We start from the raw sequence: 13,549 nt of genomic DNA, 5'->3' as shown, positions 1-13,549 counted from the left end.
GTGTTAAAAGTTGTTAAAAATACAGATAATGGAATTTAATCTTTCCTTTGGTATTAATTTCTAATGAAGGTGCTGGTATTTTTATGAAATTCACAACAGAAAATACAGATTTTAAAAATTTCGATTTTGTTTCAATTTTAGTTAAATCTACATCTAAACTTAAGTAAAATTGTCTGTAAGGATCTTGCGGAATTTTATTCGTTGTTTTTGTTTCTCCGTACAGCATTCCTTCTGCACCATAACCCAATGCCACATTTAACCATTTAGGAAAATTACCATCTTTATTAAAAGACCAAATATTTGCAGAAAGCCAATAGGTTTGACCGTTATAGTCTTTAAGAGATTGTTGTATATAATTTTCACCAAGTGTGTTAGGTCTTTGTTTGGCAAATTTTGTTTGATGAAAAGAATATTTGATCGTAATTCTTTGTTCTTGCCACAATAGCTCTTGTCCAACTAATATTCCTGTTCCGGCAGCATTAGCCAAAACATCTCCAATTGATGCGCCCCATTGTTTAGAAAATCCATCTATAATTTCTACTGCGGTTAAAAAAGAAAAACCTAATGTAGCTCCGTAAATTAGCTGGTTTTTTAGAAACACCAGCACCAATCTAAAACTTCCATACCAACTTTACCAATGTAATAAGAGGTCATTAAATGGCCTGCTTTATCCATTTGTTTCCAGTCGTTATTATCATTTTTAAATTGAAAACTTGTTCTTGGATAATCTTTGTACCAAAGTTCATTTAAAGCAAACAATGTGCCCACAGTCAAAACACTTTCACTAATTATAACAGCATTTCTCCTCTTCGTATTTAAAGTGTCAGATTTTTTTAAAAAGCTATTATTTTGTGCGTTAAAAGTGGTTGCTGATAAAATAAAGAATACTATGAATGCTTTTGTTTTTAAAATCATATCAACTATTACAAGAAAAATTATCTATTAATTTTTTGCTTATTTAACCATTGATGATATTTAGCAGCATTACGATTGTGCTGAGATAATGTTCTAGCAAAAGCATGATAACCTAACTTGTCTACATTAACACACATATAATAGTAGTTATGCTTTTGTGCATTTAAAACGCCATCAATTGCAGAAATATCTGGCATAGCAATTAAAGTTGGCGGTAAACCTTTATTTAAATAGGTGTTATATGGCGAGTTAATTTTTAAGTCTACAGTTAAAACTCTTTTAACAACGTAATCTTGTCCTTTTACTTCTTTTACACAGTATATTATTGTTGGGTCTGCTTGTAAAGGCATTCCTTTTCTTAAACGATTTAAGTATAAACCGGCAACAATTGGTCTTTCGCTTTTTTAGCTGTTTCTTTTTGAACAATAGATGCTAAAGTAATTACTTCGCTTTTGGTAAGGTTTAGTTTGGCTGCTTTAGCTTCTCTACTTTTAGTCCAAAAACGTTTATAAGCTATTAACATTTTATTTCTAAACTTTTCTGGACTTACTGTCCAGTAAAATTCATACGTATTTGGTATAAAAATTTGAAGTACAGATTTTTCGTTTAGATTATTTTCTTTTAAAAATGTTTTATCTTTAAAAGAAGTTAATAAAGCAATAGAATCTGTTTCTACTTGTTCTGCAATTCTGCCAGCAAATTTTTCTAAAGTATCTTGATTATTGAAAGAAAGCTTGAATGGTGTTTGCCTGCCGCTTCGTAACATATTTACAAGATCGTTATTAGACATACCTTCTTTTAGAACATATCTTCCTGGTTTTGGTGTTGCAAAACTTTTTTTAGCAGCAACCCATAAAAATGTTTCGGACTTTTAGAAACACTTTCTAATTCTTTTTTTATATCTAATAAACTGTCATCAGAATGAATAAATAAAGTGTAATCTTTTGTAATTGCAGTTCCAAAAATTTTTTGGTAATAATTATAGCTAAATAAAGAACCAACTATAAATAGCGCTAGTAAAATGTATAGTATTTTTTTCAATTAAATATGTTTTAGCTGGCAAATTTACTGTTTTATCAATTGAAATAAAATTTCGTCAATAAATTTCCCGTTAGAATAAACCCAGTCTTTTTTAGTACCAATTTTCTTAAAATTCAATTTGGTAAATAAATTAAGACTATTGGTGTTTTTAGAAGTTATATTCGCATACAGTTGATGCAGATTAAGGTGGATAAAAGCATAGTTAATCAAAATTGATAAACTTTCGGCAGCATATCCTTTTTTTGAAAATCAGGTGTATTAAAATTCCTATTCCCGCTCTTTTATGTTGTGGATTATAATCAAATAAATCAATCATACCAATTGGTACATCACTATTAGATTCAACGATCATTAAACGTAATTGTTTTGCCTCGTAAATATCTAAATGCGCGTTTTCTAAGTATTGTTTTAGAATGAATTTTGAGAACGGAGTTTGAGTGTGGCTAACTTCCCAAAAAGATTCATTGTTTTCTATAGCATATAAAAAGTTTAAATCTTCTGGTTCTAAAGCTCTTAAATAAATAGTATTTCCTTTTAAAGTCTTCATTAAACTTCAATTTCTCCTTTAAAAACAAAAGTTGCTGGACCTTTTAAGTAAACATCCGTATAAACTCCATTGTTTTCTTTAAATGACACTTTTAAATTACCACCTTCTACTGGTAAATTTATTTGGGTTTTATTTGTTTTCCTTATTTTATGCATTGCAATAGCAACAGCAGTTACACCTGTACCACAAGCTAAAGTTTCATTTTCGACTCCTTTTTCATAAGTTCTAACTCTAAAAGTAGCATCATCAATCATTTCTGCAAAATTGACATTACTTCCAGGATCGTTGTATGAATATCTAATTTTTTTGCCATTTTCAAAAACAGGGTAATTATCTAAACTGTCAACTAGCTCAACATGATGTTGTGTACCTGTATACGTAAATACTGAGTCTTTTTTAACTTCAATAGTATCTACATCAATCATTTTTATTGAAATAATGTCATTTTTTATTTCAGCAAAATGAGGTCCATCAACAGCAACAAAATTTGTTTTATTATCAATAATAAGTAATTGTTTAGCAAAGGCAACAGCACATCTACCGCCGTTTCCGCAAAACGTTTCACTACCATCGGCATTGTAATAAATCATTCTAAAATCAGAATTTTCATCTTCTTCAATAAGAATAACGCCATCTGCACCTATACCAAAATTTCTATCACATAAATGTGAAATTATGTCAGTATTTTGTTTTGGAAAGGTTTTTGTTCTGTTATCTATCATCACAAAATCATTTCCGGTACCTTGGTATTTAAAAAAAGTTAAATTCATTTTGCAAATATAGGTATTTAGGCACTAAAATAGGGATGTTAAAAAGTGGTTAAAGTCAGTTAAAAACAAGTTAAACAGATTTTTTGAATATGTTAAAATTATATATTTGAATACTAAAAATTAATATAAATCGATAAAAATGAAAAAAGCATTCAGTTTTCTAGGTATGGCAATTTTAGGAGGAGCACTTACTTTAGGTGGTTATAAAATGCTATTCGATAAAGAACAAATTGTAGAAAGAACATTAAACCCAATTGAAACTGTTCGTACAAATTATACACCAACTTATAAAAGTACTGGCGCTGTAGAAAGTACAACAGATTTTACAATTGCAGCAGAAAGTACCGTACACGCAGTTGTTCACGTAAAAAATACTGCGGTTAGAACACAAGTAAATCCGTGGATTGAGAGATTTTATGGTAGCGGAAGTGGTACTAGAAAATTTGAACAAGTAGGTACGGGTAGTGGTGTTATAATTTCGCCAGACGGTTATATTGTAACAAACAATCATGTAATAGACGGTGCTAGTAATTTAGAAATTACTTTAAATAATCAGAAAAAATATCCGGCAAAATTAATTGGTACAGATGCAGCTAATGATATTGCATTGTTAAAGATAGAGGCAGATATAGATTTACCTTATGTTCCTTTTGCAGATTCAGACACCATTAAAATTGGAGAATGGGTATTGGCAGTTGGTAACCCTTACAACCTTACATCTACAGTAACTGCAGGAATTGTGTCCGCAAAAGGTAGAGATTTAGAAGGAAATAGAAATATAGAATCTTTTATTCAAACAGATGCAGCCGTTAACCCTGGTAATAGTGGTGGAGCTTTGGTAAATACAAGAGGAGAATTAATTGGAATTAATACAGCAATTTCATCTAAAACAGGTTCTTTTATTGGATATTCTTTTGCGGTACCATCTAATATTGCTAAAAAAATAATTGATGATATTTTAGAATTCGGTCAAGTACAACAAGCAATTTTAGGTATTAATGTTGATGCTGAATTTAAAGAAGAAGGTGTTAGAATTGATGCTGTTTCTGATGGAAGTGGCGCTAAAAAAGCAGGTTTAAAAGAAGGTGATATTATAAAGAAAGTAAATAACGTAAAAATTTCTAAATTTTCTGAGCTTAGAGGGCAGTTAACAGCAAAAAGACCAGGAGACGAAGTTGTTTTAACTGTTGAAAGAGATGGAGAATTAATCAATAAAAATGTTAAACTAACTAAGAAAGATACTTTTATTTCTAGCAGTATTAACATAATTCTTAAAGATATCACAAAAGCTGAAAAACGTAAGTTTAATATAGAAAATGGTGTTAAAATTGTTAGAAACGGTAATAAAAATTTAATTTATTACGGAGTAAAAGAAGGTTTCATCATTACGAAAATTAATAAAAAACCAGTAACCAATGCAGATCAAGTTTCACAATTGTTAGATTCTTCTTTAGGTAAAGGACGACCTTTATATATAGAGGTTATAAATTTAGAAGGAGAAAAAGAAAGATATGTTTTTAGGTATTAATATAGTAAACTAAATATGTAAAGAATCCCGGTTTTTAATCGGGATTTTTTTATTTTAAAAATTTTAACGAAATCGATTTCGTATTGTCAAAAAAAGAAATACTTTTGCCGAAAATTAAATTATAGTAACACAACTATGTCAACAAAAGTAAATTACAACGAAGAAGTTTTATCACAAGCCCAAACTAGAAGAGCTACTGTAGAATTTATTAATATCGTAAACGATTTATGGTATGATAAATCTATAGAATTAGTTCTTTTTAGAAACCCGTTAGTAGATAAAAGAGCCAGTGAAGTTTTAAACTTAATTGAATACGCTAAAGAATTTGTTAGCAAACCAATTTCAATTTTAGATGCGTTAGATATTGCAAAAGCAATTCAACAAATAGAATTGCCATCATCAAAATTAGATATTGGTAAATTGGCATACGAATGTTATTTAGGTGCTAAAAAAGGAGAGGACAAAGTAGCCTTTGTTCAGAATAAATTAAAAGATGCAACAGTTGCAAAAGACATTCAACCAAAAGATGTTGTTTTATACGGTTTTGGTAGAATTGGTCGTTTATTAGCTAGAGAGTTAATGACTAAAATGGGAAAAGGTTCTCAATTAAGATTAAGAGCAATTGTTACTCGTGGTGAAATTAACCAAACAGTTTTAGAAAAAAGAGCATCATTATTAAGTGTAGATTCTGTACATGGTGATTTCTTAGGAACCGTAACTGTAGATGCAGAAAATAATGCACTTATAATTAACGGTACTACAGTTTATATGATTTCTGCAAAACAACCAGAAGATATAGATTATACAGAATTTAATATTAACGATGCTTTAATTATAGATAATACAGGTGCTTTTAGAGACGAAGCAGCTTTAAGTAGACATTTAAAAGCAAAAGGAGCAAGCAAAGTTTTAATTACTGCGCCAGCAAAAGGAGTTCCTAATATTGTTCATGGTGTTAATCACAAACAAAATAGTCCAGATAAAGTAGATATTTTTTCTGCAGCCTCTTGTACAACCAATGCAATTACGCCGGTTTTAAGAGTTTTAGAAGACAATTATGGTATTAAAAAAGGACATTTAGAAACAATACATGCATATACTAACGATCAAAATTTAGTAGACAACATGCATAGTAAATATAGAAGAGGAAGAGCAGCTGCCTTAAACATGGTAATTACAGAAACTGGTGCAGGTGCTGCAGTTTCTAAAGCAATACCAGCTTTAGCAGGTAAATTAACTTCAAATGCAATTAGAGTTCCGGTACCAAACGGATCTTTAGCTATCTTAAATTTACAGTTAAATACTAAAGTGACTAAAGAAGGTGTTAACTCATTAATTAAAAAGTATGCTTTAGAAGGTGATTTAGTAGAACAAATTAAATATTCTATAGACAACGAATTAGTTTCATCTGATATTATCGGTACAACTGCACCATCAATTTTTGATAGTAAAGCAACACTTACAGACGAAGATACAATTGTAATTTACGTTTGGTACGATAATGAATACGGTTATTCACATCAAGTAATTCGCTTAGCAAAACACATTGCAAAAGTTAGAAGATTTACATATTATTAAAATACTCTTAGTGCAAATTCATTTAACAAAAGTTAAATGTAAAAGCCCAATACTTTGTGTATTGGGCTTAGTTTTTTTACAAGAAGCTATTTCCTGCTCTCGCTACTCGCTTTTTTCGTTCCTCAAAAGAGCTCAAACAAATAGCTCCATCAGGGCTAAACTAGTTTGCAAACAAAAGTTTAATCTCAAGCTGTTTTTTTAAGTTTATTTAAGCAAGGTAATCCCGCTATTTTTGTAGAAACTAAAATCGCATCATCGGTAAATAAATCGAAGAGTTCATTTATATTTACTATTTCAGTTTTTGTAATTGCTTCAATAGTAACCTCTTTTTTCTCTTATATAGTTCTTGTATCCAAGAAATAATATCCCAATGTGTATTCGTTAGTTGAATATTGTGTTCTTGCGCTATTATTTCACCAATTTCAATAGTCCATTGGTTAAAATTTGTCAAGAATCCATTAGCTGATCGGTCGATTTCTAATTTTTTTAGTTTTTGTACATGTTCATTCATAATTTTTCGTTTAAATGATTTTGGGGGAATTCACTTAAAGTCTTTTTAAATTCATCTTTAAAAACCAGTCAATTTATTTTACAATAGTTATAAATCGAACAATTCTTTTGTATGAATTTCCCTAAATAAAAAGTTTAATAATTTTTACAATAATAATTTTTAGATTTAAATATTTGTTTAATACAAAGTTAATTAGGTAGTTATGTTATGAATATAGGCAAATTGCTTAATTTGAATAGGTAGCTTGTTTGTAGTTGTTTTTATTGTATTATTTTTGATGTTATTCTTGCACACTTCAATTCGAAAGTAAATTTTAAAATCAAAATGACTGTTCAGCAAAAAATAGAAAACCTTAGAGAAGAATTAAATAATCATAATTATAATTATTATGTATTAGATAATGCTACAATTTCAGACTTCGATTTCGATATTAAATTAAAAGAGTTAGAAAAGTTAGAGAAAGAAAATCCTATTTTTTTTGATGCAAACTCGCCAACACAAAGAGTAGGTGGTACGGTTACTAAAAATTTTAAGACAGTTGTTCATAAAAACAGAATGTATTCTTTAGACAATTCGTATTCTAAAGAAGATTTATTAGATTGGGAAAAGCGTGTAGAAAAAGTTTTAGGAAGTTCTGATTTAGAATTTACTTGCGAACTTAAATTTGACGGAGCATCGATAAATTTAACTTACGAAAATGGTAAATTTATAAAAGCTGTAACGCGTGGTGATGGTTTTCAAGGAGATGAAGTAACTAATAATGTAAAAACAATTAGATCTTTACCTTTATCAATAAAAAAAGATTTTATTTCTGATTTCGAAATGCGTGGTGAAATTATTCTTCCATTAGACGGATTCAACAAAATGAATGCAGAACGATTAGAAAATGGCGAAGAAGAATACAGAAATCCTAGAAACACAGCAAGCGGAAGTTTAAAATTACAAGACAGTACAGAAGTAGCAAAAAGGCCGCTAGATTGTTTGCTATATCAAGTTGTTACATCAGAAAGAAAATATAAAACCCATTACGAGAGTTTAGAAAATGCAAGAAAGGTTGGTTTTAAAGTTCCAAATACAATAAAGTTAGCAAAATCTATTGATGAAGTTTTCGAGTTTGTAAATTTTTGGGATGCCAAACGTCATGAATTACCTTATGAAACAGACGGAATTGTAATAAAAGTGAACAATCTTCAACAACAAGAAGAGTTAGGTTATACTGAAAAAGCACCACGATGGGCAATTGCATATAAATTTAAAGCAGAACAAGTATCTACAATCTTAGAAGAAATCACATATCAAGTTGGTAGAACAGGTGCAATTACACCAGTAGCTAATTTACAACCAGTGCAACTTGCGGGCACAACAGTAAAAAGAGCATCTTTACACAATGCAGACCAAATAGAAAAATTAGATATTCGAGTTCATGATACTGTTTTTGTTGAAAAAGGCGGAGAGATCATTCCAAAAATAATTGCGGTAGATTTTACCAAACGTCTAGGAAATTCACAGCCAACTCAATATGCAACACATTGCCCGAATGCAATACCAAATTAGTAAGAACAGAAGGAGACGCTAAACATTATTGTCCAAATCAATTTGGTTGTGCACCACAAATAACGGGTAGAATTCAGCATTTTATTTCTAGAAAAGCCATGGATATTGATGGTTTAGGTGGCGAAACTGTAGATTTACTTCGAAAAGAAGGTTTAATTCAAAATTATGCAGACTTGTATGACTTAAGAGTAGACCAAGTAATTCCATTAGAAAGAATGGCAGAAAAATCTGCTAAAAATATGATTGACGGTATTGAGAAATCAAAACAAATTCCGTTCGAAAAAGTTTTATTTGCCTTAGGTATTCGATTTGTAGGAGAAACTGTAGCAAAAAAGTTAGCAAAACATTTTAAATCTATAGATAACTTAATGGCCGCATCTTTAGAAGAATTAGTAAATGTAGATGAAATAGGAGATAGGATTGCACAAAGTATTTTAGATTTTTCATCAGATTTAGGTAATATTCAATTAATAGATAGATTAAAATCTTACGGATTACAATTAGAAGTATCGGCAGAGAGTTTAGAAAATCAAACAGAAATTTTAAAAGATCAAGTTTTTGTGGTTTACGGCGTATTTCATCAAATGTCTAGAAACGAACTTAAAAAAGCAATTGAAGATAACGGAGGTAAGGTAAGTTCATCAATATCAAAAAAAACAACTTTTGTTGTTGCTGGTGATAATATGGGGCCAAGTAAATTAACAAAAGCACAAGATTTAGGAATTTCTATTATTTCAGAACAAGAATTTATAGATAAAATAAGTTAATAAATGCACTTTGGTATTTAATTTGCACAAGACAATAAGAATAACAAATCTCATTTTTTGAAACGAATACTTTACATATATATAATGTCTATCTCTATTTGCTCTTTTGCTCAGAAAAGAGAGGTAGACTCTTTACCTAAAAACTTAGAAGATTACATTTTTGTTAAACCTGGCGATTCTGTAGTAATACAGTTAAATGAAATTGCATTGTTACCAAAACATAAATTTACTTCAAGAGAAGATATTCGCTATTATTTATGGTTCAAAAAAAGTGTACAAAGCGTATCCGTTTGCAAAACTAGCATCTCAAAGATTAGATAGTTTAAATAACCGATTAGAAAAAATAAAATCAAAAAGTAAACGTAAAAAGTATACAAGGTTAGTTCAAAAATATATAGAAGGCGAATTTACAGATCAGATTAAAAAGATGACCACTACAGAAGGTAGAATACTTATAAAGTTAATTCATCGTCAAACTGGTAAAACAGCTTTTAATAATATCAAAGGTTTAAGAAGTGGCTGGAAAGCGTTTTGGTACAATACAACTGCAAATGTTTTTAAGTTATCTTTAAAAACAGAATACCATCCAGAATCAAATAACGAAGATTATTTAATAGAAGACGTGTTGCAAAGAGCTTTTCAAGAAGACAAATTAGAAGCTCAAAAAACAAAACTAAACTTCGATTACGTAAAAGTAATAGCATCAAGAAAAGGTGAAATTAATGTAGAAGAATATAAAAAGATGTTTTCTAAGATGCTAAAAAAGAAAAATAAGAAGAAATAATCGATATTTTTTGGGTGTTACCACGAAAAAAATCGTGGTCGGGCTTTACATTATATCTTTTTATTAGTCTTTATTCTTTAAATTAATCTTCATCTTAATTAAAAACTCACTTAATTTTTACTTGGCTATAGAAGTATCCCATAAAAAGGATGTCATTTCAATCCCTAACACAGCAAGTTTGCCAACATTTTCACCTTTATTTAAGTATATACTTGTATGTGTTTTCTGTTTTTTACCATTTTACAGTTTTATTTAAAAACGATAAACCCCTGAAATTATATTTAATTATCAGTTTTTATAAAGTAGAGATTAATTATTATTAAAAAATTAAAAGAACTTTTTGTTTGTAAGTTGTTGATTTTTAATTGGTTTTACTTTTATGTTAAAAATAGTTTAAAATAACAACAAATTATAGTTGTGTAATTAAAAAGAGGTTGTATGTTTGCACCCGCTAACAAAGAAATATCTTTTTAGTCAAGTTCATTAACGTTTTAACTTTATTTAAAACCCTTTAAAATAAAAGTAATTTTTAATTAGGATTATAAATAAAAAAGATTGTATCTTTGCAGTCCGAATTTTTCGGAAAAAAGTTCAAGTTTTCGGGTTAAGAAATTAAATTAAAAAAAAGATTTATTTTTCTTGTTAGATTAGAAATAAGTTTTATATTTGCACCCGCTAAACGAGACAGCAAAAACGTTTAGAGAGATTTTGGAATAACGGTAATTTAAGTTAGATAGTTCGATTCTATCATTTCTACAAAATTAAGATTTAGGTTTTGTTTTTAAAGAGCAAGATTTGATACCTTAAAAGTTCATTGAAAATATTGAAATTGACAGCGTAAAAAAAGAGTAGAATAACCGCATTATTAATAATGTAAATTCTTTTGAAACTTATTCATTAAAATATTTAAAATATACAATGAAGAGTTTGATCCTGGCTCAGGATGAACGCTAGCGGCAGGCTTAACACATGCAAGTCGAGGGGTAACATTGTGCTTGCACAGATGACGACCGGCGCACGGGTGCGTAACGCGTATAGAACCTACCTTTTACAGAGGGATAGCCTTTAGAAATGAAGATTAATACCTCATAGTATTGCGATTTGGCATCAGATTGTAATTAAAGATTTATTGGTAAAAGATGGCTATGCGTCCTATTAGTTAGTTGGTAAGGTAACGGCTTACCAAGACATCGATAGGTAGGGGTCCTGAGAGGGAGATCCCCCACACTGGTACTGAGACACGGACCGGACTCCTACGGGAGGCAGCAGTGAGGAATATTGGACAATGGAGGAGACTCTGATCCAGCCATGCCGCGTGCAGGAAGACTGCCCTATGGGTTGTAAACTGCTTTTATACAGGAAGAAACACTAGTACGTGTACTAGCTTGACGGTACTGTAAGAATAAGGACCGGCTAACTCCGTGCCAGCAGCCGCGGTAATACGGAGGGTCCGAGCGTTATCCGGAATCATTGGGTTTAAAGGGTCCGCAGGCGGTCGATTAAGTCAGAGGTGAAATCCCATAGCTTAACTATGGAACTGCCTTTGATACTGGTTGACTTGAGTCATATGGAAGTAGATAGAATGTGTAGTGTAGCGGTGAAATGCATAGATATTACACAGAATACCGATTGCGAAGGCAGTCTACTACGTATGTACTGACGCTCATGGACGAAAGCGTGGGGAGCGAACAGGATTAGATACCCTGGTAGTCCACGCCGTAAACGATGGACACTAGTTGTTGGGATTTATCTCAGTGACTAAGCGAAAGTGATAAGTGTCCCACCTGGGGAGTACGATCGCAAGATTGAAACTCAAAGGAATTGACGGGGGCCCGCACAAGCGGTGGAGCATGTGGTTTAATTCGATGATACGCGAGGAACCTTACCAGGGCTTAAATGTAGTATGACAGGTTTAGAGATAGACTTTTCTTCGGACATATTACAAGGTGCTGCATGGTTGTCGTCAGCTCGTGCCGTGAGGTGTCAGGTTAAGTCCTATAACGAGCGCAACCCTTGTCGTTAGTTGCCAGCATGTAAAGATGGGGACTCTAACGAGACTGCCGGTGCAAACCGTGAGGAAGGTGGGGATGACGTCAAATCATCACGGCCCTTACGTCCTGGGCCACACACGTGCTACAATGGTATGGACAATGAGCAGCCATCCGGCAACAGAGAGCGAATCTATAAACCATATCACAGTTCGGATCGGAGTCTGCAACTCGACTCCGTGAAGCTGGAATCGCTAGTAATCGGATATCAGCCATGATCCGGTGAATACGTTCCCGGGCCTTGTACACACCGCCCGTCAAGCCATGGAAGCTGGGAGTGCCTGAAGTCGGTCACCGCAAGGAGCCGCCTAGGGTAAAACTGGTAACTAGGGCTAAGTCGTAACAAGGTAGCCGTACCGGAAGGTGCGGCTGGAACACCTCCTTTCTAGAGAAAGATGGTGAGTTACAAAAGGTACATTTTACTCTTTGCTGTTAATTTTAAAATAAAGAAAGTATTAAGCTATTATAGTCTCGTAGCTCAGCTGGTTAGAGCGCTACACTGATAATGTAGAGGTCGGCAGTTCGAGTCTGCCCGGGACTACAAAATAGAGATACTTTAAGGAAATTCTCGAAACTAGAGAATTCTAAATTCGTAATTCTGAATTCAAAATTCAAAATTTCAAATGGGGGATTAGCTCAGTTGGCTAGAGCGCTTGCCTTGCACGCAAGAGGTCATCGGTTCGACTCCGATATTCTCCACAACGGTCAATTATAATAGATAGGCCACAAGTTCATTGACATATTGGTAAAATGATATCGTAAGAATCAAAAAGATAGAGAACAAATAGATATTTATATCTATTATATTTATAAAAATATAAAAGAGCTCGTTATGATGTATTTATACATCATAGCAAAAAGTACAATAAGTTAAGTAAGGGCGTATGGCGGATGCCTAGGCTCTCAGAGGCGATGAAGGACGTGATAAGCTGCGAAAAGCTACGGGGAGGGGCACATACCTTATAATCCGTAGATATCCGAATGGGGCAACCCACTATGTTGAAGACATAGTACCGAAAGGGGCAAACCCGGTGAACTGAAACATCTAAGTAACCGGAGGAAGAGAAAACAATAGTGATTCCGTTAGTAGTGGCGAGCGAACGCGGATTAGCCCAAACCAGTAATGTTACGGCATTGCTGGGGTTGTAGGACCACGATATTCAATGCTAAGTGAATTAGAACTGTTTGGAAAGACAGACCAAAGAAGGTGATAGTCCTGTAAAAGTAAGCGAAGTTATTGATAGTGGTATCCTGAGTAGTGCGGGACACGAGTAATCCTGTATGAATCCACCGGGACCATCCGGTAAGGCTAAATACTCCTGAGAGACCGATAGTGAACTAGTACCGTGAGGGAAAGGTGAAAAGAACCCTAAGTAAGGGAGTGAAATAGAACCTGAAACCGTACGCCTACAAGCGGTCGGAGCAACTTCGTGTTGTGACGGCGTGCCTTTTGCATAATGAGCCTACGAGTTACTGTTTCTAGCAAGGTTAAATATTTAAGATATG

Annotated in this window: 8 protein-coding genes, 2 tRNA genes, 2 rRNA genes and 3 pseudogenes (1 of these 15 cut by a window edge); 8 read left to right on the top strand and 7 right to left on the bottom strand. The window is 32.4% G+C overall.

Annotated features, from left to right (window positions below):
- Positions 1-13: 13 nt before the first annotated feature.
- The 6 genes and pseudogenes from ACZ1HD_RS10995 to dapF all read right to left on the bottom strand — a co-directional run bounded on the left by ACZ1HD_RS10995 (position 14) and on the right by dapF (position 3,273).
- Positions 14-601 carry a DUF2279 domain-containing protein gene (locus ACZ1HD_RS10995; protein WP_472687444.1) on the bottom strand — a complete coding sequence of 196 codons (588 nt, stop codon included), beginning with the start codon at positions 599-601 and terminating at the stop codon, positions 14-16.
- Positions 592-915, bottom strand: coding sequence for a hypothetical protein (locus ACZ1HD_RS10990; RefSeq protein ID WP_472687443.1), 324 nt, complete (start codon positions 913-915; stop codon positions 592-594). Before ACZ1HD_RS10990 ends, ACZ1HD_RS10995 begins: the two co-directional genes overlap by 10 nt.
- 20 nt (positions 916-935) lie before the next feature.
- Positions 936-1,717, bottom strand: a pseudogene (gene mltG, locus ACZ1HD_RS10985) (endolytic transglycosylase MltG); the annotation flags it as partial.
- Complete coding sequence (locus ACZ1HD_RS10980) at positions 1,714-1,956, bottom strand: hypothetical protein (RefSeq protein WP_472687442.1); 243 nt, start codon at positions 1,954-1,956, stop codon at positions 1,714-1,716. The gene ACZ1HD_RS10980 and the pseudogene mltG, both read right to left, overlap by 4 nt.
- A 24-nt stretch (positions 1,957-1,980) precedes the next feature.
- Positions 1,981-2,503: pseudogene (locus ACZ1HD_RS10975) on the bottom strand (GNAT family N-acetyltransferase).
- A complete protein-coding gene (gene dapF, locus ACZ1HD_RS10970) occupies positions 2,503-3,273 on the bottom strand; it encodes a diaminopimelate epimerase (RefSeq protein WP_472687441.1) in 771 nt (256 codons plus the stop codon). Before dapF ends, ACZ1HD_RS10975 begins: the two are co-directional and overlap by 1 nt.
- A 139-nt stretch (positions 3,274-3,412) precedes the next feature.
- On the opposite strand from dapF, the gene ACZ1HD_RS10965 reads away from it, so the two are divergent.
- Both ACZ1HD_RS10965 and ACZ1HD_RS10960 read left to right on the top strand, forming a co-directional pair.
- Positions 3,413-4,801, top strand: a complete 1,389-nt coding sequence (locus ACZ1HD_RS10965) for a trypsin-like peptidase domain-containing protein (protein ID WP_472687440.1) — start codon at positions 3,413-3,415, stop codon at positions 4,799-4,801.
- A 135-nt stretch (positions 4,802-4,936) separates the two neighbouring features.
- Positions 4,937-6,379, top strand: coding sequence for a glyceraldehyde-3-phosphate dehydrogenase (locus ACZ1HD_RS10960; protein WP_077809684.1), 1,443 nt, complete (start codon positions 4,937-4,939; stop codon positions 6,377-6,379).
- Between the two features lie 289 nt (positions 6,380-6,668).
- Here the strand turns inward: ACZ1HD_RS10960 and ACZ1HD_RS10955 are convergent, their stop codons facing one another.
- The gene (locus ACZ1HD_RS10955; protein ID WP_472687439.1) at positions 6,669-6,830 is read right to left on the bottom strand and encodes a TusE/DsrC/DsvC family sulfur relay protein; all 162 of its coding nucleotides are present in this window, start codon (positions 6,828-6,830) and stop codon (positions 6,669-6,671) included.
- 384 nt (positions 6,831-7,214) lie between these two features.
- Between ACZ1HD_RS10955 and ligA the strand changes: the two are divergent.
- The 6 genes and pseudogenes from ligA to ACZ1HD_RS10925 form a co-directional block, all read left to right on the top strand.
- Positions 7,215-9,211: pseudogene (ligA, locus tag ACZ1HD_RS10950) on the top strand (NAD-dependent DNA ligase LigA).
- 271 nt (positions 9,212-9,482) lie between these two features.
- On the top strand, positions 9,483-9,995 hold the full coding sequence (locus ACZ1HD_RS10945; RefSeq protein WP_472687438.1) for a DUF4294 domain-containing protein: 513 nt from the start codon (positions 9,483-9,485) through the stop codon (positions 9,993-9,995).
- A gap of 915 nt (positions 9,996-10,910) precedes the next feature.
- Positions 10,911-12,428, top strand: a 16S ribosomal RNA gene (locus tag ACZ1HD_RS10940).
- 82 nt (positions 12,429-12,510) lie between these two features.
- A tRNA-Ile gene (locus ACZ1HD_RS10935) sits at positions 12,511-12,584 on the top strand.
- Between the two features lie 84 nt (positions 12,585-12,668).
- Positions 12,669-12,742: transfer RNA gene (locus tag ACZ1HD_RS10930), tRNA-Ala, on the top strand.
- Between the two features lie 164 nt (positions 12,743-12,906).
- Positions 12,907-13,549: ribosomal RNA gene (locus tag ACZ1HD_RS10925) — 23S ribosomal RNA — on the top strand (it continues 2,229 nt past the right edge of the window).
- The 16S and 23S rRNA genes sit together here with 2 tRNA genes alongside, the layout of an rRNA operon.

Source organism: Polaribacter sp. HA6-7 (assembly GCF_055693625.1).
The sequence above is the reverse complement of the archived record's forward strand: the minus strand, read 5'-3'. Positions and strand labels throughout refer to the sequence as shown.

Excerpts from the sequence above, each read along its gene's own strand:
- ACZ1HD_RS10990 (WP_472687443.1), bottom strand. The coding sequence starts at position 915 with ATGATTTTAAAAACAAAAGCATTCATAGTATTCTTTATTTTATCAGCA.
- dapF (WP_472687441.1), bottom strand. The coding sequence starts at position 3,273 with ATGAATTTAACTTTTTTTAAATACCAAGGTACCGGAAATGATTTTGTG.
- ACZ1HD_RS10965 (WP_472687440.1), top strand. The coding sequence starts at position 3,413 with ATGAAAAAAGCATTCAGTTTTCTAGGTATGGCAATTTTAGGAGGAGCA.
- ACZ1HD_RS10960 (WP_077809684.1), top strand. The coding sequence starts at position 4,937 with ATGTCAACAAAAGTAAATTACAACGAAGAAGTTTTATCACAAGCCCAA.